At 69.0% G+C, this 21,007-nt stretch carries 22 protein-coding genes; 12 read left to right on the top strand and 10 right to left on the bottom strand.

Annotation, left to right across the window (positions count from 1 at the left end; genetic code table 11):
- Positions 1-8: 8 nt before the first annotated feature.
- From GBB76_RS06740 to GBB76_RS06730, 3 genes are all read right to left on the bottom strand, one after another.
- On the bottom strand, positions 9-908 hold the full coding sequence (locus GBB76_RS06740; protein WP_152302588.1) for a diacylglycerol kinase family protein: 900 nt from the start codon (positions 906-908) through the stop codon (positions 9-11).
- Positions 909-1,106: 198 nt separating this feature from the next.
- Positions 1,107-2,246, bottom strand: coding sequence for a hypothetical protein (locus GBB76_RS18825; RefSeq protein ID WP_246669065.1), 1,140 nt, complete (start codon positions 2,244-2,246; stop codon positions 1,107-1,109).
- A gap of 215 nt (positions 2,247-2,461) precedes the next feature.
- Positions 2,462-3,454: a tetratricopeptide repeat protein gene (locus tag GBB76_RS06730; RefSeq protein ID WP_152302587.1), complete on the bottom strand. Its 993-nt coding sequence runs from the start codon at positions 3,452-3,454 to the stop codon at positions 2,462-2,464.
- Between the two features lie 327 nt (positions 3,455-3,781).
- On the opposite strand from GBB76_RS06730, the gene GBB76_RS06725 reads away from it, so the two are divergent.
- From GBB76_RS06725 to GBB76_RS06710, 4 genes are all read left to right on the top strand, one after another.
- The gene (locus GBB76_RS06725) at positions 3,782-6,010 is read left to right on the top strand and encodes a TonB-dependent siderophore receptor (protein WP_246669064.1); all 2,229 of its coding nucleotides are present in this window, start codon (positions 3,782-3,784) and stop codon (positions 6,008-6,010) included.
- A gap of 85 nt (positions 6,011-6,095) precedes the next feature.
- A complete protein-coding gene (locus tag GBB76_RS06720) occupies positions 6,096-6,779 on the top strand; it encodes a Fe2+-dependent dioxygenase (RefSeq protein WP_152302585.1) in 684 nt (227 codons plus the stop codon).
- A gap of 107 nt (positions 6,780-6,886) precedes the next feature.
- On the top strand, positions 6,887-7,153 hold the full coding sequence (locus tag GBB76_RS06715) for a SemiSWEET transporter (RefSeq protein ID WP_152302584.1): 267 nt from the start codon (positions 6,887-6,889) through the stop codon (positions 7,151-7,153).
- Positions 7,154-7,209: 56 nt separating this feature from the next.
- On the top strand, positions 7,210-7,563 hold the full coding sequence (locus tag GBB76_RS06710) for a DMT family protein (protein ID WP_152302583.1): 354 nt from the start codon (positions 7,210-7,212) through the stop codon (positions 7,561-7,563).
- A gap of 4 nt (positions 7,564-7,567) precedes the next feature.
- Here the strand turns inward: GBB76_RS06710 and GBB76_RS06705 are convergent, their stop codons facing one another.
- The 3 genes from GBB76_RS06705 to GBB76_RS06695 all read right to left on the bottom strand — a co-directional run bounded on the left by GBB76_RS06705 (position 7,568) and on the right by GBB76_RS06695 (position 9,935).
- Positions 7,568-8,659, bottom strand: a complete 1,092-nt coding sequence (locus GBB76_RS06705) for a PQQ-dependent sugar dehydrogenase (protein ID WP_152304775.1) — start codon at positions 8,657-8,659, stop codon at positions 7,568-7,570.
- Positions 8,660-8,828: 169 nt separating this feature from the next.
- On the bottom strand, positions 8,829-9,161 hold the full coding sequence (locus tag GBB76_RS06700; protein ID WP_246669063.1) for a hypothetical protein: 333 nt from the start codon (positions 9,159-9,161) through the stop codon (positions 8,829-8,831).
- 132 nt (positions 9,162-9,293) lie between these two features.
- Positions 9,294-9,935, bottom strand: a complete 642-nt coding sequence (locus GBB76_RS06695; RefSeq protein WP_152302581.1) for a glutathione S-transferase family protein — start codon at positions 9,933-9,935, stop codon at positions 9,294-9,296.
- A gap of 145 nt (positions 9,936-10,080) precedes the next feature.
- On the opposite strand from GBB76_RS06695, the gene GBB76_RS06690 reads away from it, so the two are divergent.
- The 4 genes from GBB76_RS06690 to GBB76_RS06675 all read left to right on the top strand — a co-directional run bounded on the left by GBB76_RS06690 (position 10,081) and on the right by GBB76_RS06675 (position 13,897).
- Positions 10,081-11,283, top strand: a complete 1,203-nt coding sequence (locus tag GBB76_RS06690) for a pyridoxal phosphate-dependent aminotransferase (RefSeq protein ID WP_152302580.1) — start codon at positions 10,081-10,083, stop codon at positions 11,281-11,283.
- A gap of 111 nt (positions 11,284-11,394) precedes the next feature.
- Positions 11,395-11,886: a DUF992 domain-containing protein gene (locus GBB76_RS06685; RefSeq protein ID WP_152302579.1), complete on the top strand. Its 492-nt coding sequence runs from the start codon at positions 11,395-11,397 to the stop codon at positions 11,884-11,886.
- Between the two features lie 160 nt (positions 11,887-12,046).
- A complete protein-coding gene (msrP, locus tag GBB76_RS06680; protein ID WP_152302578.1) occupies positions 12,047-13,042 on the top strand; it encodes a protein-methionine-sulfoxide reductase catalytic subunit MsrP in 996 nt (331 codons plus the stop codon).
- A gap of 333 nt (positions 13,043-13,375) precedes the next feature.
- Positions 13,376-13,897 (top strand): DUF2380 domain-containing protein, encoded by a 522-nt coding sequence (locus tag GBB76_RS06675; RefSeq protein ID WP_246669062.1) that lies wholly within the window; start codon positions 13,376-13,378, stop codon positions 13,895-13,897.
- Positions 13,898-13,901: 4 nt separating this feature from the next.
- Here the strand turns inward: GBB76_RS06675 and GBB76_RS06670 are convergent, their stop codons facing one another.
- Together GBB76_RS06670 and trxB are read right to left on the bottom strand one after the other, a co-directional pair.
- A complete protein-coding gene (locus GBB76_RS06670; RefSeq protein ID WP_202911212.1) occupies positions 13,902-14,795 on the bottom strand; it encodes a LysR family transcriptional regulator in 894 nt (297 codons plus the stop codon).
- A gap of 50 nt (positions 14,796-14,845) precedes the next feature.
- Positions 14,846-15,829 (bottom strand): thioredoxin-disulfide reductase, encoded by a 984-nt coding sequence (trxB, locus tag GBB76_RS06665; RefSeq protein WP_152304773.1) that lies wholly within the window; start codon positions 15,827-15,829, stop codon positions 14,846-14,848.
- Between the two features lie 289 nt (positions 15,830-16,118).
- On the opposite strand from trxB, the gene GBB76_RS06660 reads away from it, so the two are divergent.
- The 4 genes from GBB76_RS06660 to GBB76_RS06645 are packed head-to-tail and all read left to right on the top strand — an operon-like array spanning position 16,119 to position 19,167.
- Complete coding sequence (locus tag GBB76_RS06660) at positions 16,119-16,595, top strand: Lrp/AsnC family transcriptional regulator (protein WP_152302576.1); 477 nt, start codon at positions 16,119-16,121, stop codon at positions 16,593-16,595.
- Positions 16,592-17,488 (top strand): glycosyltransferase family 8 protein, encoded by an 897-nt coding sequence (locus GBB76_RS06655; RefSeq protein WP_152302575.1) that lies wholly within the window; start codon positions 16,592-16,594, stop codon positions 17,486-17,488. Before GBB76_RS06660 ends, GBB76_RS06655 begins: the two co-directional genes overlap by 4 nt.
- 3 nt (positions 17,489-17,491) lie before the next feature.
- Positions 17,492-18,130, top strand: coding sequence for a methyltransferase domain-containing protein (locus GBB76_RS06650; RefSeq protein WP_152302574.1), 639 nt, complete (start codon positions 17,492-17,494; stop codon positions 18,128-18,130).
- Positions 18,127-19,167: an ELM1/GtrOC1 family putative glycosyltransferase gene (locus GBB76_RS06645; protein WP_152302573.1), complete on the top strand. Its 1,041-nt coding sequence runs from the start codon at positions 18,127-18,129 to the stop codon at positions 19,165-19,167. Before GBB76_RS06650 ends, GBB76_RS06645 begins: the two co-directional genes overlap by 4 nt.
- A 219-nt stretch (positions 19,168-19,386) precedes the next feature.
- On the opposite strand, the gene GBB76_RS06640 is transcribed toward GBB76_RS06645, so the two are convergent.
- Positions 19,387-20,463 (bottom strand): glycosyltransferase family 4 protein, encoded by a 1,077-nt coding sequence (locus GBB76_RS06640; RefSeq protein ID WP_152302572.1) that lies wholly within the window; start codon positions 20,461-20,463, stop codon positions 19,387-19,389.
- A gap of 22 nt (positions 20,464-20,485) precedes the next feature.
- Positions 20,486-20,959, bottom strand: a complete 474-nt coding sequence (gene greA / locus GBB76_RS06635) for a transcription elongation factor GreA (RefSeq protein WP_152302571.1) — start codon at positions 20,957-20,959, stop codon at positions 20,486-20,488.
- Positions 20,960-21,007: the final 48 nt, after the last annotated feature.

Here is a 21,007-nt window from a genome sequence, read left to right as displayed (position 1 = left end):
CGCGCGCCTCACGCCGGCGGGCGGGGCGGAACCAGCACCTTCAGAGCCCCGGGCATGATCCGGTAGTCGAGCGGGATGGCCTCGCGGCCCAGCTCGCCATCGGTCGAGACCCAGACGCGGTTGCGGTTCGGTCGGCGCAGCACGATGTGCCGGCCGGTCAGGCTGACGATGCCCGGATTGCCGCGCCAGCTGTCCGTCACCATGTCGGCTCCGGCCCTGAGCAGCGCGAGGGCGCCGCGATCCTCGGCGACGTGGAGTTCCAGCACGCCCTCGTCGAGCCGGCCGCGCCGCCAGCCGGGGCCGCTGAAGCGGTTCACCGACAGCAGCGCGGCGAAGGCGCGGAAACGGTGCTCGGTGCCGTCGACGGTCACGTCGAGGTCGAAGCGGCCGCTGCGGCGCAGCGCATAGACGGCGGCGATGGCGACGGCGAGGAAGCGCCAGAGCTTCCATTTGCGCGCCGTTTCGCGGGCGCGCGCCATCTGGCTGAAGAAGCCCATGCCGGAGATGGTGTGGAAGGGGCGCCCGCTGAGCGCGGCGAGGTCGATCGTCTGCTCCTCGGCCGCGTCGAGGGCGGCCAGCGCCTTGTCGAGCCCGGTCGGCATGCCGAGATCGCGGGCGAGCAGGTTGAGCGTGCCGAGCGGCAGGATGCCGAGCACCTTGTCGGTACCCTCAAGACTGCGCGCCGCCAGACTCACGCTGCCGTCGCCTCCGCCGACGATCACCGTGTCGTGCGGGCCGCGCCCGGATTCACGGATGGCGCGCACGAGGTTCCTGCCGCTGAGCAGGTGCACCTCGACCTTGCGGCCTTCGCCCTCCAGCGTCTGCCCGACAAGGTGGCGCACCTCCTCGGCGTTCCGGTCGAGAAGCGTACCGGCGCGGGCATTCAGCAGAACCAGAAGGTGGCGCATCGGGGCCTTGGGGATGAGACCGCCGGAATCGGCGGCATGCAGGATACTTCCCTGCAATTCGGACGATGCGAAGACGTTCCTTTGGGGGAGGCGTTCTTACCGCAACGCGCGCACGCGCCGCACGATATCGCGGCGCGGCCCCAACTGCCCGCCGAGCGCCGCCCCGGCGCGGGACCGGGACGGCGTTGTGGGCGGGGATCAGCCGCCGACGAGGTCGCGGCACAGAGCGACGATGCCTGAATCATAGGCGCGCGGCTCGGACAGCACGCCCACGCAGCGCACCTTCTTCGCCGCCATGTCGCCGGTGCGGCTGCCGGGCGCGGCGGCGCTGTTGCCGGCCGAAGTGCCGGGGGTGACGCCCGGACCTGTGCCCGGGCCGCCGGGACTCCCGGGATCGCCGGGGTCGGCGGGAGAGCCGGGGCTGCCGAGGCCGATGCCGACAGCCGCCGAGGCGGTGCTGGCACCGCCGACATCGACGCGCGCGGCGGTGTTCAGGCCGCCGAGAGTGGTGGTGCTGTCGATGTCGGCCGCCTGCGTGCCACCGACCACGGCGCGGGTGTCGCTGGTGAGGCCGGTCGTACCGAGTGCCGTCAGCCCGACATTCGCATTGACGAGGCTGCGGGAGGCCGGGCGCCGGTCGGCGACGGTGGCGTCGACGTTGGTGGTGATGCCGCGCGCGCCGCCCAGCCGCGCCTGCGCATCGGCGCCGAGGGCGCGCTGGCGCGTCGAGCCGACCGCCACGTCGGCCGCCACGTCGGCCGCCACGCCGCGCGTGCCGAGCAGCCGGGCGTTGACGTCGGCGATGTTGCCGCTGGTGCTGCGGCCGATGGCGACCGGCGCGCGCCGGCGCAGCAGGTCGATCTGGATGCCGGCGACATTCGCCGCGACCGGCGCGCGGCCGGTGACGGAGGTGGTGGCGTCGCCGCGCATAGTGTCGCGCGTGATGGTGCCGACCGTGCCCAGCGTCGAACCGACCGCCGAGCCGAGCCCGGCAGTGGCGCCGGTCACGCCGTCGCCGGCCGCCGTGCCGATGTCGCCGACGGAGCGCCCGACGCTCGACACCGCACTTCCGACGCCCGACACGGCACCGCCGGCCGCACCGACGCCGCCGAGCGACTCGCCCGTGCCCGACAGCGCACCGCCGGCCGCGCGGCCGATGCCCGACACAGTGTCGCCGGCCGCACGACCGATGCCACCGAGGGCTCCGCCGATGCCGCCGCCCGCTCCCCCGCGCGAGCCGGGCCGGGCGTCGGCCGCCGTCGTCATCACGAGGGATGCCGCGAGAAGGCCCGTACCGATCAGGGCGGCTCCTCGTCCATTCTTTTCAGTCTTCCACATTGCAACGCTCTCCAGTTGAAGGCCGGCGTCGACACAATCGCCTGGCGCCTTGGGCACAAGCGACGGGCCTGCCCAGAGTTTCAGCGGCGGAGAGGGGGCATCGGCGGGTTCGGCGCGAAAATTGGGCTGGATGCCGGCCGGCGGTAGGATGCGGTCGTGTCGGTGGTACCGGGGCCGTGGCCGCCGGCGTGGCGGTCACGGCGTTTTGAAAAGCGTCAGGATCGGCGGCGCGGCAGGGCGGCCGGACGCAGGCGCCGCAGCAACCGGGCGGCAAAGCCGCGCGGGCGCGGCGGCCGGCGCGCCGGATCGCGCGGTCCGGCCCGTGGCAGCAGCAGGGCCTGCTCGGCCTCCCGGGCGCGCCGGAAGGCTGCGGCCGCACCGTCCGGGTCGGGAAGGCCGCCGAGCCCTTCGGCCAGCGCGGCGGCGTAGCGGCGCAGGTCGGCCGGCTCGCCGCTTTCCGCCGCGCGTTCGAGCGCGCGCAGGGCGAGGCGGTGCAGTTCCGGGTAGGGGGCCGCGCGCAGGGCGTCGGCGACGTTGCGGCAGAAGGCGGGCACGCCGCAGCCGATGGCGCGGGCGAAGCCCTCGCGGGCGTGGTCAAGCCGGCCGGTCAGTTCCAGCGTGAGGCGGGCATGGTCGAACAGGCCGCGATAGTCCTCGCCGGCCGCGCCCCTCGCGTACCAGCGCAGCGCCGCCGCCGGGCGGGCGGGGCGGTCCCAGCCGAGTTCCAGATAGCGGCCGACCATCGACATCGCCTTGGCGTTGCCCCGGCGCGCCGCGCGCAGATACCAGCCGAGCGCCTCGCGGCGGTCGGGAGCGACCCCGCTGCCGTGAAGCAGCAGCGTGGCGAGGTTGAACGGCGCCCAGGCATGGCCAGCCTCCGCCGCCCGGCGGTAGTGCCGGGCCGCCTCGGCGGGGTCGGCCGGAGTCCCCCAGCCGAGTTCGTGGCAGCGCCCGACCATGTTGATGCCGTCCGCGCTGCCCGAATCCGCGGCGACGCGAAACCAGCGCAGCCCAGCCTCCGGGTCGCGCGGGACGCCGTGGCCGTCGACCAGCATCTGCCCCCAGGCGATCTGCGCGTTGACCAGCCCGTTGAGCGCCGCCGCCTCGATCCAGCGGGCGGCCGTCGCGGGCGCCTCACTGATGCGTTCGCGCAACAGTTCCGGGCCCATTCGCTCAATGTCGGTGAAGGAAATCCATTCGTCGCGCATGCGCCTGCGGTCGCCCGTCCCTGTACGGTCCGCGCCGCCTGACGTGCCGGAACGGCCGAAAACCCTTCTGTCACATAATGTATATGTCCACTCATCGGCAATGAACCGGATCAAGATTTAGATTTTAATAATTCGAAACTGCAAGTTTGAATCTGTCTAACAAGTCTAAGTTGGAACATGTAAAAAACATAATGTTTGAAGCGGGTTAGAATCGCGTCTAATAGCCAAAACAACCAAAATTTAAGGGGCTCTGGTCAGATGAAGACATTGAAGACTCTCCGGGATACTGCACCTAATGCGGCTCTGACGGCCGGGCTCGCGGTCACCATGTCGGCGCTTCCGATGTTCGCCGCGTCCGCCCAGCAGGCGGCTGCCACCAGCGGCACGGAAGAAGAGCTGCCGACGGTGACGGTCGAAGGCGAGGGCTCGCCGGCGAATACGCTGGAGGCCACGACCGGCATTTCGCGTCTGCCGGGCACGGTGCAGGACACCCCGCAGGTCATTCAGGTCATCACCCAGGAGACCATGCAGCAGCAGGGCGTCACCACGCTCGAACAGGCGCTGCGCAACGTTCCGGGCGTCACCGTCGGCATCGGCGAGGGCGGCGGCGGCATGAATGGCGACCAGTTCCGCATCCGCGGCTTCCAGTCCAAGGGCGACGTCTACATCAACGGCCTGCGCGACTTCGGCGTCTATGTGCGCGACAGCTTCGCCTATGAGAGCGTCGAGGTGCTCAAGGGCCCGTCTTCCGAGAGCTTCGGTGCCGGCACCACCGGCGGCGTGATCAATTCCACGCTCAAGCAGGCGCATATCGGCGACAAGTACGATTTCGAGGGCCAGTTCGGCTCCGGTCCGCTGTATCGCGGCGTGTTCGACGTCAACAAGCAGCTCGACGCCACCACGGCGGTCCGCATCGTCGGCATGGTCAACGAGCAGGACGTGGCCGATCGCGACAATGTGGAATCGAACCGCTACGGCCTGATGGCGGATGTCGGCTTCGGCCTCGGCACCGACCAGAGCCTGCACCTGAACTTCCTGTACCAGAACGGCGACCGCACGCCCGACTACGGCGTGCCGATCATCGCCCCGCAGACGAACACGCAGAAGGCGCTCTACGGGACGCTCGGCCAGCCGGTGACGGAGTGGGGCGTGCCGCGCTCGAACTTCTACGGCAAGGTGACGGACACCGACCAGACCGAAGCCAACATGTTCACCGCCAACTACAAGCGCGAGGTGAACGACTGGCTGACCATCACCAACGATTCGCGCGTCGGCTACTACACACGCTACTTCTCGGCGTCGGTGCCGGAGTGCAGCACCTCCTGCGCCACGACGTTCTTCAACGGCGGCAACCCGCCCGTCACCTTCGGCGGCGGCAATCCCGGCTTCTATCAGGAGAGCTGGGCGGGCCAGAACATCACCACCGGCATCGCCAAGTTCACCACCGGCTTCCTGCGCCACGAAGTCGTCGCCGGCCTCGACATGTATTTCGTCAATGACGAACGCACGCTGGTCTCGGTGTATGGCAGCAAGGGCGAGCAGACCATGTGGGACCCGGTCTACGCCAACACGACCGGCTATTTCCTCTACCAGAATCCCTGGGGCAACAACGGCCAGCGCAACTCGAGCGCCACCGATATCGGCATCTTCGCCAGCGACCGCATCTGGCTGACCGAGCAACTCTCGGTCCTGGGCGGCATCCGCTACGACAGCTACACGGCCGACTACTCGCAGTACTGCCAGTACAGCTCCCGCTCGACCTACTGCCCGCCGACCCTCGGCTGGGTCAGCGCCGACACGACGACGCAGTTCTGGAGCCCGAAGGCGAGCGTCATCTGGGAGCCGACCAACGAGCAGACCTATTACGTCTCCTGGGCGCGCTCCTACTCGCCGCAGGGCATGTTCCCGACCAACGACGTCACCGTCGTCAACCCGTCGCAGAACAACCTGGAGCCGGAAGAGAACGAGACCTACGAGGCCGGCTTCAAGATCTCGATGCTCGGCGGCCGCCTCGGCTTCACCGGCTCGCTGTTCCGCGTCGACAAGAGCAACGCCTATTACGTCGACCCCGTGACCCTCGATACGGTGGAGACCGGCGAGAACCAGCGGGTGCAGGGCGTCGAACTGGGCCTGACCGGCAACATCACCGACGCGTGGACGATCCAGGCCGGCTACGCCTATTACGACAGCGAAATCCAGACCGCGACCACGGCGTCCTATGTCGGCAACGAGGTGCCCTTCGTCTCGCAGAACAACTTCACCCTGTGGACGACCTACGACCTGACCAAGGACGTCTGGAAGTCGCTGCCGGGCACGCTGCTGGTGGGCGGCGGCATCACCTATGCCGACCAGTACTACACCAACACCGCCAACACCTCGATCATCCCCGAGACCTTCTCGCTCGATGCGCTGCTCTCGTACCAGTACGAGAACTACCGGATCGCGCTGAACGGCTACAACCTGACCGACGAGCTGAACTATTCGGCGGGCTGGGGCAACCGCGCGGTGCCGGCCTCGGGCCGCACCTTCACCCTCACCATCGGCGCGACCTTCTGACCGCGCGCCTTTCTGCTGACCGTCTCAATCTGGGGGAAGGCCGGGGTTCCGGCTTTCCCCCTCTTTTCGTTTCCGGAACCGAGCCATGCTGATCCAGATTCCCGATCTCCTCACCCGCGAGGAAGTCGCCCATTGCCGCCGCGTGCTGGAATCCTCGCCCTGGGTCGACGGGCGCGTGACGGCGGGCCAGCAGGCCGCGAAATCCAAGTTCAACCTTCAGATTCCGGTGGAATCGACGGAGGCCGCCGAGCTTGGCGACCTGGTGCTGCGCGCGCTCGGGCGCAGCCCGGTGTTCAACTCGGCGGTGATGCCGCTGCGCGTGCTGCCGCCGATGTTCAACCGCTACGATGTCGGGATGCGGTTCGGCGCCCATGTCGACGGCGCGATCCGCACCGTCCCCGGCGCCGGCATCCGCATGCGGGCGGACGTGTCGACCACTATCTTCCTGACCGAGCCGGAGGAGTATGACGGCGGCGAACTGGTCATCGAGGACACGTACGGCGCGCATGAGGTGAAGCTGCCGGCCGGCCACGCCGTGGTCTATCCCGCCTCCAGCCTGCACAGCGTCAACGAGATCACCCGCGGCAGCCGCTGGGGCTCGTTCTTCTGGTCGCAGTCGATGATCAAGGATCAGGAGCGGCGCGCCATGCTCTACGACCTCGACCGGGCCATCATCGGCACCCGCACCCGCCTGCCGGACGACGACCCGGCGGTGCTGTCGCTGGCCAATGTCTACCACAACCTGCTGCGGCACTGGGCCGAGCTGTAGCCCCGTCCGCGATCCGGGCCGCCGGGCCGGATGCCGATTGACAGGAATTGGGTCGCGTGGGAACGCGGGGACCGCACGCGGCACAGGCGCCGCGCGAGGCACATTCCATGGTCGGGTCTTCGCTTTCCACCGAACTCATCGGCGGCGTCGCCGCCGTGCTGACGACGCTGTGCTGGCTGCCGCAGGCCCTCAAGATCCTGCGCACCCGCGAGACGCGCGACCTTTCGCTCGTCGCCTATCTCGCCTTTGCCGGCGGGGTGGCGCTATGGCTGGTCTATGGTGTGCTGATCGGCTCGATTCCGGTCATCATGGCCAATGCCTCGACGCTCGTCCTGCTCGTCGGCATCCTGTCGCTCAAGCTGCGCTACGGCTGAGGCGGGGCAGGGCGGCGCGGGGCAGGACAGTCCCACCCTCTATCGACGGAACCGCGATGACCGGCCTCTTTCCTCCGGCGCTCACGCCGATCCTGCTGCTGTTCGCCTCGAACGTCTTCATGACCTTCGCCTGGTACGGCCACCTCAAGCACAAGTCGACGCCGCTGATGATCGCCATTCTGGCGAGCTGGGGCATCGCCTTCTTCGAATACTGCCTCGCCGTGCCGGCCAACCGCTATGGCTCGGCCGTCTATTCCACGGTGGAGCTGAAGACCATCCAGGAGGTCATCACGCTGGTGGTGTTCGCCGGCTTCTCGGTGCTCTGGCTGAAGGAGCCCTTCTACTGGAACCACCTGATCGGCTTCGCCTTCATCGCACTGGGCGCCTTCTTCATCTTCCAGAAGTGGTAGGCGCTCAGTCCGCCGGGCCGAGGCGCAGCAGGCGCCCGTTCGAGGGATCGTCGGTCAGCAGCCACAGTGCGCCGTCCGGGCCCTGCCTGACGTCGCGGATGCGCTGCCCGCGCCCGGCGAGCAGGATTTCTTCGCCGACGACGCGTTCGCGCGCCTCGTCGAGCCGCAGCCGCACCAGCCGCTGGCCGGACAGCCCGCCGGTGAACAGGTCGCCCTTCCACGCCGGCAGCAGGCTGCCGGTATAGAAGGCGAGGCCCGACGGCGCGAAGGACGGGTCCCAGTATTTCACCGGCTGCTCCATGCCGTCCTTCGCCGTGCCCTCGCCGATGCGCGCGCCGCTGTAGTCGCGGCCATAGGTGATGACCGGCCAGCCATAGTTGCGGCCGGCCTCGGGGCGGTTGAGCTCGTCGCCGCCGCGCGCGCCGTGCTCGATCGTCCACAGCCGGCCGGTGGCGGGGTCGATGGCGGCGCCCTGCACATTGCGGTGGCCGTAGCTCCAGATTTCCGGCCGGGCGCCGTTCCGCGTGCGGAAGGGGTTGTCGCCGGGCACCGAGCCGTCGGGGGCGATGCGCACGATCTTGCCGATATGGCTGGAGAGCTGCTGCGCCTGCTCGCGCAGCGAGTAGCGGTCGCCGAGGGTGACGAACAGCGTGCCGTCGCGTCCGAAGGCGAGACGCGAGCCGTAATGGCTGCCGCCGGCCGCCGCCGGCTGCTGGCGGAAAATGATCTCCAGCCCTTCCAGCCGGGCGTCGCCGCCCTGCTCGACCAGACGCGCCCGCGCCACCGTGGTGCCGGAGGCCCCCTCGCGCGGCTCGGCATAGGAGAGATAGAGGCGCCCGCTGCTGGCGAAATCCGGCGCCAGCGCCACATCGAGCAGCCCGCCCTGTCCGCGGGCGAAGACCGGCGGCACGCCCGCCACGGGAGCGGACACCGTGCCGCTGCGGCTGACGATGCGCAGCCGGCCGGGGCGCTCCGTCACCAGCATGCGGCCATCCGGCAGGAAGGCGAGGCTCCACGGACTGGCGAGGCCGGCGGCGACGGTCTCGACCTCGAGCGGGCCGGCCGACGAATCGATCCGTTCGGGTTCCTGCGCCATGGCGGGAGTCAGCAGCCCGGCCAGCAGCGCAAGGGAAAGCAGACGGTGGAGAGGTCGCAAGGGGCAGGCTCCGGGCTTCGCGGCGACGGAGCGAATGGTTAGAGCAGGTTGGCCCGCCCGCCAACTCGGGCGGGCTGACAAGGCCGTGACGGGCCGTCCGGCGCGGGGCTCAGCCCTGCCGGCGGCCGGCGCGCTCCGAGCTGCGGACCGGCTGCAGCGTCTGGCGCAGCATGAAGGTGGTGAGCCCGCACAGGCCGACGAAAGCCGCCAGAAGCACCGCGCCGGCGGCGAGGCGCCCGTCGCTGGCGGCGGTCGGGGTGAATTCCAGCGCCGAGGCGCGCTGCAGGCCGAACATGCAGAGCACCGCCACGATGGCGAAGGTCAGGGAAAGGACGACGCCCGCTTCCATCACCGCGCGGCGCAGGCGCCGACGGGCGGTGTGGCGGGGGGCGGCACCCGCGGCGATGCGGGGCGGCGTCTGGGTCTGGGACGGCTGCGACATCACGAACATCCTCCGGTCAGTTGGGGCACAGGGCCCGTCCGACGGGAGGTAATCTCAGGTGCGAACGCGGCTCCGCTTCGACGCCACTTTGCGGAACACGGCGCCATTTCGGGGCCATTTCGGGGCAAGTCGTTAAGCGATGTTAACCAATTGGCTGCTGGCCTCGGGCCGCCAGCCCATGTCGACATGGCCGGGCGCGGCCGCCACGCGGGCGAGCCATGCCTGCACCGCCGGAAATCCGGTCAGGTCGAACTCGCCCTCCTGCGCCACATGGGTGTGCGCGTAGAGGGCGAGATCGGCGATGGTCAGCCCGCCATCGACGAAGAAGCGTCGGCGCGCCAGATGGCGCTCCATGACCCCGAGCGCCGCGTAGCCCTCTTCCAGCCAGCGGTCGATGTCGTGGGTACGAAGCTCGCGCCCGCCACGCACCAGCTTCAGCCAGAACCGCGCCGCGCCGATATTGGGCTCGTGGCTGTGCTGCTCGAAGAACATCCAGCGCAGCACCTCCGCCCGCTCCAGCGGCGCCTCGGGCAGCAGCGAGGTGCCCTCGGCGAGATAGAACAGGATGGCGTTGGATTCCGGGAGGTAGCGCCCGCCCGGCAGTTCGAGCAGCGGCACGCGCCCTTCCGGGTTCTTCATCAGGAAGTCGGGCGTGCGGTTCTCGCCGCGCAGCAGGTCGACGTCGACGAGTTCGAAGGGCAGGCCGAGCCGGGCCAGCAGCAGCCGCACCTTGTAGCAGTTGCCGGAGCTCTGCATGGCGTAGAATCTGAGCATGCAAGGTCTCCGGCATGGCGCGAAACAAGGGGTGCAGCGGCAGGATAACGCAGTGCCGGGCCGGGGGGCACGTAGGGAATCGCTTGCCGGGGCGCAAGGGCTCGACTAGTTGTCGCGCGCAAAACATCCTCAAGGGAGCTCGGCCATGAGCCTGATATCCGCCGCCCTGAAGCGCATCAATCCCTCGCAGACGATTGCCATTTCGAACAAGGCGCGGGAGCTGAAAGCGGCCGGTCGCGATGTGATCGCGCTGGCGGCCGGCGAACCCGATTTCGAGACGCCGGACAACGTCAAGGAAGCGGCCATCAAGGCGATCCGCGACGGCCAGACCCGCTACACCGCCGTCGACGGCATTCCCGAGCTGAAGGCGGCCATCGTCGCCAAGTTCAAGCGCGAGAACGGCCTCGACTACAAGCCGAGCCAGATCACGGTCGGCACCGGCGGCAAGCAGGTGCTGTTCAACGCGCTGGTGGCCACCGTCGATGCCGGCGACGAGGTGATCATCCCGGCGCCGTACTGGGTCAGCTATCCCGACATCGTGCAGTTCGCCGGCGGCACCCCGGTCGCCATCGAGACGAAGCTGGAAGACAATTTCAAGCTGAAGCCCGAGGCGCTGGAAGCGGCGATCACGCCCAAGACCAAGTGGCTGATCTTCAACTCGCCGTCGAACCCGACGGGGGCGGCCTATTCCCGCACCGAGATGAAGGCGCTCACCGATGTCCTGGTGAAGTACCCGCATGTATGGGTCCTCACCGACGACATGTACGAGCACCTCGTCTATGACGACTTCGAGTTCGTCACCCCGGCGCAGATCGAGCCCGCGCTCTACGAGCGCACGCTGACCATGAACGGCGTTTCCAAGGCCTATTGCATGACAGGCTGGCGCATCGGCTACGCGGCCGGCCCGGAGGCGCTGATCAAGGCCATCGGCACGCTGCAGTCGCAGTCCACCTCGAATCCCAACTCCATCGCCCAGTGGGCGGCGGTCGAGGCGCTGAACGGTCCGCAGGACTTCATCGCCGCGAACAACAAGGTGTTCAAGGAGCGCCGCGACCTCGTGGTGTCGATGCTCAACCAGACGGCGGGCCTCACCTGCCCGAAGCCGGAGGGCGCCTTCTACGTCTATCCCTCCTGCGCCGGGCTGATCGGCAAGAAGACCGCCGCCGGCAAGGTGATCGACACCGACGAAACCTTCGCTTCCGAGCTTCTGGAAGCCGAGGGCGTGGCGGTGGTGCATGGCTCGGCCTTCGGCCTCGGCCCGGCGTTCCGCATTTCCTACGCCACCTCCACCAAGGATCTGGAGGAGGCGTGCCTTCGCATCCAGCGCTTCTGCGGGTCGCTCCGCTGAGGTAGAAGAGTGTTGAACGGCCGGGAGGCGCGCCCCGGCCGGCAAGCGCCGCACAACGGCGGGGGCGCCGGTTCCCGAGAGCCGGCTGCGCGTCATCGTCAGGAGATTTGAATGTTCCGTACTGTTCTGTCGCGCGGGCTGCTCGCCGCCGCCCTTGTCGCCGGCACCGCTACCCTGGCCGCCGCGCCCGCCTCTGCCCAGACCAAGCGGGTCGAGGTCGGTTCGCTCGCCTGCAAGGGCTCCAAGTCGGTGAGCTTCATCATCGGCTCGAAGCGCACGCTCGACTGCACCTTCACCGCCGCCGGCGGCAGGAAGTTCGCCTATGAAGGCAGCATCCGCCGCTGGGGCCTCGACCTCGGCGTGACCGGCCGCAACATCCTGCTGTGGACCGTTCTGGCGCCGTCGAAGGGCGTGCGTTCGAGCGATCTCGACGGCACCTATGTCGGCGTGTCCGGCAGCGTGGCGCTCGGCGTCGGCGTGGCCGGCAACGTGCTGGTCGGCGGCTCGAACAAGACCATCGCGCTGCAGCCGGTCAGCGTCGAGGGCCAGACGGGCGTCAACGTCGCGCTCGGCGTTGGCGACCTGCGCCTCACCTCCAAGTGAGTGCCGGCCGGTCAGCCGGCCTGCCTCGTGCTATCGAAAGAGCCCGGCGGACCTTCCGCCGGGCTTCTTTTTTGCCGAATTGCACAACAAGTTGAAACACGGCCTGAAATAAAGCGCCGGCTCGACGCGTACTCTCTTCGGTACCACCAAGGAGGCCGCCATGCTGATCCGCCGTCGCCGCTCATGGGAGCTGCCCGAGAGCGCCGCAACGCCCGAATCCGTCTATCTGACCCGCCGCAGGCTGCTGGGCGCCGGAATCGGCCTGCTCGGCGTCGCCGGGCTGGGAGCGGCCCTGTCGCCGTTCGCCGAGGCCGCGCCCGAGCCGGGCGATCCGGCCAATGATCCGACCCGCGATCTCTATCCGGCCCGGCACAACGACGCCTACACGCTGGACCGGCCGGTGACGCCCGAGGACATCTCCGGCAACTACAACAATTTCTATGAGTTCGGCTCCGACCGCTCGGCCTACCAGATCGCCGATGTCGCGGCCCGCATGCCGCGCCGGCCGTGGACGGTGAAGATCGACGGGCTGGTCGAGCAGCCGCGCGAGGTCGGCATCGACGACCTCATCCGCGCCATGTCGCTGGAAGAGCGGCTCTACCGCCACCGCTGCGTGGAGGCGTGGTCGATGGCGGTGCCGTGGACCGGCTTCCCGCTGAAGGACTTCGTGGCCTGGGCCAAGCCTCTGTCGGGCGCGAAATATGTGCGCTTCGAGACCTTCGTGAAGCCCGACGTGGCGCTCGGCCAGCGGCGCTTCATCTACCCCTGGCCCTATATTGACAGCCTGACCATCGAGGAGGCGACCAACGAGCTGCCGCTCCTCGTCACCGGCATCTACGGCAAGCCGGCGCCCAATCAGTTCGGCGCGCCGCTGCGCCTTACCGTACCGTGGAAGTACGGCTTCAAGTCGGTGAAGTCGATCGTGCGGATCTCGTTCGTCGCCGAGCGGCCGGTCGGGCTGTGGGAGCAGGTGCAGGGCCGCGAATACGGCTTCTGGGCCAATGTGAACCCCGCCGTCTCGCATCCGCGCTGGAGCCAGGCGACCGAGCGCGACATCGGCACCGGCGAGCGGCGGCCGACGCTGATCTACAACGGCTATGGCGCGCAGGTGGCCGGTCTCTACAAGGGCCTGACCGGCGAGAAGCTGTTCATGTGAAGCCGGCGCCGCGGAGCGCTTGGGACAAGAAAAAAGCCGGGCTCGAAAGAGCCCGGCTTAAGTTTTCGCCGCCTGAGCGGCGAACCTTCCAGAGGGGAACAGCCGAAGCGATGTCGCATCGGCGTCGCCCTAGATATGATCAAAGAGAGGGCAGCCTGCAATAATGTATGCCCGCATGGCAGGCATGCGGAATTGCATTCAGGCTGTTACGCGCCTGTCACTGCCCGCGATTTGAGCGCCGGCAGCGTGTGTTCCGGGGCTGGCGATCATCGCCAAGTTGCGCGATGCTTCCCCCAAGGCCGCCGCCGAGCGGCCGTTCCGGGAGGAACGTCGATGCCCCATTCCGATTTGATCCCGCGTGCCGTCCGCCTCGCCCCGCTGGCCGTGGCCCTCGCATTGTCCCTGTCCGCCGCGACGCCAGCGCCGGCCGCCACGGTGCGGGTGGCGGTGGCCGATATCGGCTTCACCGATTCCTCCGGCGAGATGCGCGACCAGAGCGCCGAGCACGAGGCGCGCCGCCGTGCGCTCACCCAGGTGCTGCGGACCGACATCGGCGGCGACGCCGGGCATGAGAGCCTCGCGCTCACCTGCGAGGGGGCCTGTCGGCTCGATGCGGAGGGGGTGGAGGCGTTGCGCCAGCGGGCGGGCGCGGCGGGCGCCGCCTATCTGCTGGTGGGCAGCGTCCACAAGATGAGCACGCTGGTGATGTCCATGCGCGTCGCGGTGCTGGAGACGGGCACCGGCCGGCTCGTTGTCGAGCGGCTGCTGAGCTTTCGCGGCGACAATGATGCGGGCTGGCGCCATGCCGGCGACTTCGTGACCCGCGAGGTGGTCTCCGGCCTGCCGGGCCGCTGACGCTTCAGAAGTTCCAGCGCTGCGCCTTGGCGACGAGGAAGTCGCGGAACACCTGGATGCGGGCGACCGAGCGCATTTCCTGGGGGTAGACGAAATAGGCTTCCAGCGTCGGCGTGGTGCGCTCGGGGAAGAGCTGCACCAGCGTGGCGGAGTCTTCCAGCAGGTAGTCGGGCACGATTCCGATGCCCACGCCGCGCTCGACCGCGCGCTTGAGGCCGAGCACGTTGTTGACCGAGAGCGCCGGCACGCGCGATTCCTGCCCGTCCTCCAGCCCCGCCCGCTCCAGCCAGTTCAGCCCCTGGAAATAGGAGGGGATCGGCCCGCCGAGCAGGATGATGCGGTGCTGGTCGATCTCTTCCAGCGTGCGCGGATGACCGTTGCGCTTGAGGTATTCGGCCGAGGCGAAGGCGTGGAAGTGCACGGTGAACAGCTTGCGCTGGATCAGGTCCGGCTGCACCGGCTGGCGCAGGCGGATGGCGACGTCGGCCTCGCGCATGGCGAGGTCGAGCTCGTCGTCGGTCAGGATCAGCGTGATGCGGATATCGGGATAGAGTTCGAGGAACTCGCCGATGCGGGCGGTCAGCCAGTGGGTGCCGAGGCCCATGGTGGTGGTCACGCGCAGTTCGCCATTCGGCTTTTCGCGCGAGTCGGTCAGCTTGGCGCGCGCCGCCTCCAGCTTCATGAACACTTCGTGCGCGGTGCGGTAGAGCAGGTCGCCCTGCTCGGTCAGGATCAGCCCGCGCGCGTGGCGGTGGAACAGCGGGATGTTGAGTTCCTGCTCCAGCGCCGAGACCTGCCGGCTCACCGCCGACTGCGAGAGGCCGAGGGCCTCGCCCGCATGGGTGAAGGAGCCAGCCTCCGCCGCCACATGGAAGACCTTGAGCTTGTCCCAGTCCATGTCGCGCGCGCGATTGGCCTTGTTATCCATGCGATCGGACCCTCTGGCGATCATTCGGCGGCGTGGGCGAGCGACTCGCGTACGGAGAGGAAGCGCTCGGCCTCAAGGGCGGCCATGCAGCCCATGCCGGCCGCCGTGACCGCCTGGCGGAAGGTGTCGTCGGCGACGTCGCCGGCGGCGAACACCCCCTCGACCGAGGTCTGGGTGGAGTGCGAGGCGGTCCACACATAGCCGCTCGGCTTCAGCTTGAGCTGGCCGGCGACGAGATCGGTCGCCGGGGCGTGGCCGATGGCGATGAACACGCCGTCCGCCCTGCGCTCGGAAAGAGCGCCGGTGACGACATCCTTGAGCACCACCCCGGTCACGTGCGGGGGATCCTCCTCGCCCTTCACCTCGTGCAGCGCCGCGTTCCACACCACCTCGACCTTGGGGTGGGCGAACAGGCGCTCCTGAAGGATCTTTTCGGCACGGAAGCCGTCGCGGCGGTGCACCACCGTGACCTTGGAGGCGAAATTGGTGAGGAACAGCGCCTCCTCGACGGCGGTGTTGCCGCCGCCGACAACGATCACTTCCTTGCCGCGATAGAAGAAGCCGTCGCAGGTGGCGCAGGCGGAGACGCCATGGCCGCGATAGGCCTGCTCGGAATCGAGGTCCAGCCAGCGCGCCTGCGCGCCGGTGGCGAGGATGACGGTCTCGGCGATCCACACCGTGCCGGAATCGGTCTCGGCGCGGAACGGCCGGCGGGAGAGGTCCAGCGTCGTCACGAGGTCGTTGACGATGCGCGTGCCCATCTTCTCGGCCTGCGCCTGCATCTGCTCCATCAGCCACGGACCCTGTATGGGGTCGGCGAAGCCGGGATAGTTCTCGACGTCGGTGGTGATGGTGAGCTGGCCGCCGGGCTGGATGCCCTGGATCAGCACCGGCTCGAGCATGGCGCGGGCGGCATAGACCGCCGCGGTGTAGCCGGCCGGACCGGAGCCGATGATCAGCACCTTGACGTGATGGGTCTGGCTGGCGGAAGGGGCCGGCGACATGAAAGGCTCGCTCAGGTTGGCGGCGAGGCGTGCCCTCGCCGGGACGGAACTGCGCTCGGGCTCACTCATGCGCCTGCCCATGCATGCTTCGCAAGGGGCGGCAGGGTCAGCCATGCGAAAATGTAGGGACTGGCCGAACCCACCGCAAGGCGGAGCCCGTCTATCCATTAGTTTTCCAGAAGGAAGATTGCGCAGCGATGGCGCGCAAGATAATTGCTCTGGCCGTCGGCTGCACTATGTTCGCGGCCGAAGGCGCGCCGTCCCCGGCCGCTGCAACGGGAGACGCCGCGTGGCCCGCCGTATCGACGCGATCGACTGGAATATCCTGCGCGAGCTTCAGGGCGATGGCCGCATCACCAATGTCGAGCTGTCCCAGCGCGTCGGCATTTCCGCCCCGCCCTGCCTGCGCCGCGTGCGCTCGCTGGAGGAGGAGGGCATCATCAAGGGCTACCGCGCCCTGCTCGACGAGAAGAAGCTCGGCTTCGACCTGATGGCGTTCGCCATGGTTCACCTCGTCAGCCAGGCCGAGGCGGACCTGTCCGCCTTCGCCGCGCAGGTGGAGCGCTGGCCGCTGGTGCGCTCCTGCTGGATGCTCTCGGGCGAGACCGATTTCATCCTGCTGTGCGTCGCGCCGGACCTGCGCACCTTCCAGAACTTCGTGCTGGAGCTGACCGGGGCGCCCAATGTGCGCAACGTGAAGACGGCGCTGACGCTCCGGCAGAGCAAGGACGCCGCGGTGGTGCCGATGGAAGGGGACACGCCTTGATCGTCGCCACCGCGACCGACACCACCTATGTCGAACTGACCGGCATCCTGCTCGCCTCGCTGGCGGACAGGGCGGCCGGCGACTTCGAGACGGTCCACGTCTTCTGCGACGGCGTGAGCGACGCCGACAAGGCCCGGCTGCAGGCGAGCTACGGACTGGCCAATATCGACTTCATCGACCTCACCGACGAGATGGCCCGCCATTTCGCCGGCCGGCCGGAGAACCACCATCTCTCGCGCACCGCCTATGCGCGCATTCTGATGCCGCTGAGCCTGTCGGAGGCCACCGGGCGGCTGCTCTACATCGACTGCGACACGGTGGTGAACGCCCCGCTGGCCCCGCTCGCCAGCCTGCCGATGGAGGGCTTCGCGCTGGCGGCGGTGGACGATATCGCCCGGCAGGTGCCCGAGCGCCACGCCAAGCGCAACCGCGACATCGGCCTGCCCGACGACATGCGCTATTTCAACAGCGGCGTGCTGCTGATCGACCTTGAACGCTGGCGGGCCGAGCGCATCAGCGAGCGCACCATCGCATTCGTCGACGCTCATCCCACCCTGCCGATGATGGACCAGGACGCGCTCAACGGCGCGCTGCGCGGCGAGTGGCTGCCGCTCGACGAAAGCTGGAACCTGCATCGCCGGCTGGAAAAGGGCGCCTATACCGACGATCCCGCCATCTGGCAGGGCGCGCGCATCGTGCATTTCATCGGTCAGGTGAAGCCCAACTACACCGACTGCAACCACCCCGCCCGCGACCTGTTCCTCGCCTATCGCGCCCGCACGCCCTTCGCGGGCGACCCGCTGAAGACGAAGTTCGGGCGCAAGGTGGAGAAGAAGGGGCGCAAGCTGCGGCGCTTCTTCGGCAAGCTCAAGCGGCGCGTTTTCGGAGCCTAGCGAATGGAATACAGCCTCGTCGACGAATACGCGAAGCTGCACGCGCGCCACCGCTACGGCGCCACGGCGCGCCACGCGCTGGCCGACATGCTGCCGCACATCATGGCGCTGAAGCCCGCCTCGCTGATCGACTTCGGCTGCGGCCAGAGCAATCTCGCCTTCCTCATCGCCGCCAAGGCCGGCATCCCCGAGATCCATCGCTACGATCCGGCGATCCCGGAGATCGCCACCCTGCCGGGCCGGCAGGTCGAGCTGGCGGTGAATGTCGACGTGATGGAGCACATCCCCGACGAGGAGATCGATTCCGTGCTCGCCTCCATCGCGGCGAGCGCGCGCGACGCGCTGTTCGTCATCGACACCGGGCCGGCCAAGATCCTGCTGTCCGACGGGCGCAACGCCCATGTCTCGCAGCACGGCGCCGACTGGTGGCTGGCGCGGCTGAAGCCGCATTTCCCGGCCATCCGCGAAATGCCGATCCACCGCCGCGCCCGCGTCGCCTTCAAGACCTGGGACAGCGAGGTGAGGGGGGCGACGGGCCTTGCCGTGCGCGCCCGCGAACGCATCATCTACCGCACGCAGAAGCTCGCCCGCTCGGCCGCTCGCAAGCTCTCGCAGCTGGCAAATGGCGGGGCGCGCCGGTGAAGCTGCTGGTCCTGCGCGACAAGAAGCCGGGGCATTTCAACCAGGCGGAAGGCGTCGCGCTGGCGATCGGGCGGCTGGCGCCGGTGGAGGTCGCGCGGATCGACGTGCGCCCGAGCTGGTTCGCCCATGACGACGTGCGCAAGATCATCATGCGCCGCTGGGGCCGCGATGCCCGCTACTGGCTGAAATCCATGTACGCCATCGAGGCGGACCGCCTCGACAGGCCGGACGTCATCGTCGGCTCGGGCCGCCCGACCGTGGCTGCGGGCATCCTCATCAGCCGGGCGTTCGGCGGCGTGCCCTTCGTCTATTCCGGCGGCATCGGCGGCTACGACACGCGCGAGGTCAGCCTGATGATCGTCGCCTCGCCGCGCGCGGCCGGCAACCCGCGCTCGGCCTGGGCGCCGATCCCCTCCATCGTCGATCCGGCCGACTATCCCGCCCCGCGCCGTCTTGCCTCTCCCGCCGACCTGAAGGGGGCGGAGATCGCGCTGCTGGTCGGCGGCACCGCCTATCGCAAGGAATGGCCGCGGAACGAGTGGGACGCGCTGATCCGGCTGGTGCGCGACGTGGCCCGCGAGCATGGCGTGCGCTGGCGGGTGACGACCTCGCGCCGCACGCCGGACGAGGTGGGCGCGCTGTTCGCCGGGCTGGCGGGCGAGGGCGTGCTGGCCGAGTTCATCGACTACCGCACGGCCGGACCGGGCTCGGTGCGCGCGCTGTTCGGCGCCGACGCGGTGGCGGTGACGGAGGATTCGATGAGCATGCTGGTCGAGGGGCTGACGGCGGGTCGCCCGGTCATCGGCCTGCGCTCGGCCAAGGTGCATGACGGCTACGCCAGCGAGGCGATTTCCGCGTGGGCGGCCAAGAGCTGGGCGGCGCCGTCCTTCGCGCCGAGCCTCGCCATCCTGCCGCTGGGAACGGTCGATTCCGGGCAGTTCGCCCGCACGCTGGCAGGGCTTGAGCCGCCGACGCTGGACGTGCGCGGGGAACTCGCCCGCCTGATCGCGCCGGTGCTGGGCCTGGAGAGGCCTTGATCTGAAATACTGCCCTCATCCGCGGGCTTGACCCGCGGACCCAGGGCACTTGGCGCGCCGGGTCGCTGGGTGCCCGGGTCAAGCCCGGGCATGAGGGAAATCGGATTGGCGTCATCCCGGCCGAAGGTGAAGCCGTGGAGCCGGGATCGCTCTCCTTCCTGCATACACGATCCCGGATCGACCTTCGGCCGTCCGGGATGACGGGAAAGAGGCCGGACCTCACCGCGCCGCCCACGCCTGTTCATAGACGGCGTTGATCTTCTGCGCCTCGACCTCGATCGAATGGGTCTCGACGACATGGCGGCGCGAGGCGGCGGCGGCTTCGGCGCGGGCGGCATCGTCGAGCTGCATGAACGCCTCCACCGCGCCGGCCATCTCGCCGACATCGCCGGGCGGAACCATGGTGCCGGTGCGGCCCTCGACCACGAGTTCCTCGAAGGCGCCGACGGTCGTCGCCACCACCGGCACGCCGCAGGCCATGGCCTCCAGCGGGGTGACACCGAAGCCCTCCCAGCGCTGCGGGGCGACGTAGAGATCGAGAGCGCGATACCACAGGGCGATATCGGAGGTGGCGACCTCGCCGGGGAAGAGGATGCGGTCGGCAAGGCCGGCCTTCGCGACCTTCTCGCGCTGCTCGGCGAAGAAGGCGGTGTGCGCGCCGGTCGCCCGCCCCAGCACCACGCCGCCCCAGCCGGGGTGGTTCGGCAGCACGCGGATCAGCGCGTCGACGAAGACGTCGGTGCCCTTCTGGGCGCGGATGCGGCCGAAGCAGCCGATCATCTTCAGCTCTTCCGGCAGGCCGACGTCGCGGCGCGCCTGCGCCTTGTCGGGCGCGGGGGCGAAGGCGCCGACGTCGATGCCGTGATGGATCACCGTGGAGGGGCGCTGGAGATAGGCGGCGGTCTTCTCGGAGGTGGAGATTACCGCATCCATGCGCCCGATCAGGAAGCGGCTCCAGCCCGTGTGCCAGCGCTGCGAGGCGGAGGTGAAGACGAGCGTGAGCTTCATGCGCAGCACGTCGCGCAGCACGACGCCGGCCAGCATCTCGACATTGCGGCGGGCGTGCCAGATGCGGGTGCGCCGGCGCGCCGGTCGCCGCCAGAAATGGAGAAGCCCCGGGAAGCCGATGCGCGGCACGCTATCGGCAAGGCCGGGCCCGAGCGCGGCGATGCCGACATCCCGGGCCTGGTAGGGCAGGACGCGCTCCAGCGTCGAGGTGACGCCGGAAAGGCGGCGCTTGAAATTCGGTGCCACGACTTCGAGCCGGGCCGGATCTATCGCCGCCTTTTCCGTCATGGGAGCGTGCCCGCGCCGGCCGTCAGGCGAAGCGGACGTTGGCGATCTCGTAGGAGCGGGCGCCCTTGGGGGTGACCACCTCCACCGAGGTGCCGCGCTTCTTGCCGATCAGCGCGCGCGCCAGCGGCGAGGAGATGGAAATGCGGCCTTCCTTGGCGTCGGCTTCCATGTCGCCGACGATCTGCCACACGCGTTCCTCCTCCGTGTCCTCGTCGATGAGGGTCACGGTGGCGCCGAACTTGACGACATCGCCGGTCAGCTTGGCGACATCGATGATCTCCGACCGCGAGAGCTTGTCCTCAAGCTCGGCGATGCGGCCCTCATTCAGGGCCTGCTGCTCCTTGGCGGCGTGGTACTCGGCGTTCTCGGAGAGATCGCCATGGGCACGCGCCTCGGAAATCGCCTCGATGATGCGCGGACGCTCGACCTGCTGGCGCCGCTTGAGTTCTTCTTCCAGTGCGGCATGGCCGCCGGCGGTCATCGGAATCTTTTCCATCGGTCTTTTCTTGACCTCCCAAAAGCAAAGGAAGCCCCCGCGGGGGTC

This window comes from Ancylobacter sp. TS-1, assembly GCF_009223885.1.
Taxonomy (GTDB): Bacteria; Pseudomonadota; Alphaproteobacteria; order Rhizobiales; family Xanthobacteraceae; genus Ancylobacter.
Note: the sequence above shows the minus strand (reverse complement) of the source record. Positions and strands in the feature narration are given on the sequence as shown.

Coding starts and splice junctions, on each gene's coding strand:
- trxB (WP_152304773.1), bottom strand. CDS start 15,829: ATGTCGCCGGCCCCTTCCGCCAGCCAGACCCATCACGTCAAGGTGCTG.
- GBB76_RS06690 (WP_152302580.1), top strand. CDS start 10,081: ATGAGCCTGATATCCGCCGCCCTGAAGCGCATCAATCCCTCGCAGACG.
- GBB76_RS06720 (WP_152302585.1), top strand. CDS start 6,096: ATGCTGATCCAGATTCCCGATCTCCTCACCCGCGAGGAAGTCGCCCAT.
- GBB76_RS06650 (WP_152302574.1), top strand. CDS start 17,492: ATGGAATACAGCCTCGTCGACGAATACGCGAAGCTGCACGCGCGCCAC.
- GBB76_RS06640 (WP_152302572.1), bottom strand. CDS start 20,463: ATGACGGAAAAGGCGGCGATAGATCCGGCCCGGCTCGAAGTCGTGGCA.
- greA (WP_152302571.1), bottom strand. CDS start 20,959: ATGGAAAAGATTCCGATGACCGCCGGCGGCCATGCCGCACTGGAAGAA.
- GBB76_RS06695 (WP_152302581.1), bottom strand. CDS start 9,935: ATGCTCAGATTCTACGCCATGCAGAGCTCCGGCAACTGCTACAAGGTG.
- GBB76_RS06670 (WP_202911212.1), bottom strand. CDS start 14,795: ATGGACTGGGACAAGCTCAAGGTCTTCCATGTGGCGGCGGAGGCTGGC.
- msrP (WP_152302578.1), top strand. CDS start 12,047: ATGCTGATCCGCCGTCGCCGCTCATGGGAGCTGCCCGAGAGCGCCGCA.
- GBB76_RS06705 (WP_152304775.1), bottom strand. CDS start 8,659: ATGGCGCAGGAACCCGAACGGATCGATTCGTCGGCCGGCCCGCTCGAG.
- GBB76_RS06700 (WP_246669063.1), bottom strand. CDS start 9,161: ATGTCGCAGCCGTCCCAGACCCAGACGCCGCCCCGCATCGCCGCGGGT.
- GBB76_RS06730 (WP_152302587.1), bottom strand. CDS start 3,454: ATGCGCGACGAATGGATTTCCTTCACCGACATTGAGCGAATGGGCCCG.
- GBB76_RS18825 (WP_246669065.1), bottom strand. CDS start 2,246: ATGTGGAAGACTGAAAAGAATGGACGAGGAGCCGCCCTGATCGGTACG.
- GBB76_RS06710 (WP_152302583.1), top strand. CDS start 7,210: ATGACCGGCCTCTTTCCTCCGGCGCTCACGCCGATCCTGCTGCTGTTC.
- GBB76_RS06675 (WP_246669062.1), top strand. CDS start 13,376: ATGCCCCATTCCGATTTGATCCCGCGTGCCGTCCGCCTCGCCCCGCTG.
- GBB76_RS06725 (WP_246669064.1), top strand. CDS start 3,782: ATGTCGGCGCTTCCGATGTTCGCCGCGTCCGCCCAGCAGGCGGCTGCC.
- GBB76_RS06740 (WP_152302588.1), bottom strand. CDS start 908: ATGCGCCACCTTCTGGTTCTGCTGAATGCCCGCGCCGGTACGCTTCTC.
- GBB76_RS06685 (WP_152302579.1), top strand. CDS start 11,395: ATGTTCCGTACTGTTCTGTCGCGCGGGCTGCTCGCCGCCGCCCTTGTC.
- GBB76_RS06715 (WP_152302584.1), top strand. CDS start 6,887: ATGGTCGGGTCTTCGCTTTCCACCGAACTCATCGGCGGCGTCGCCGCC.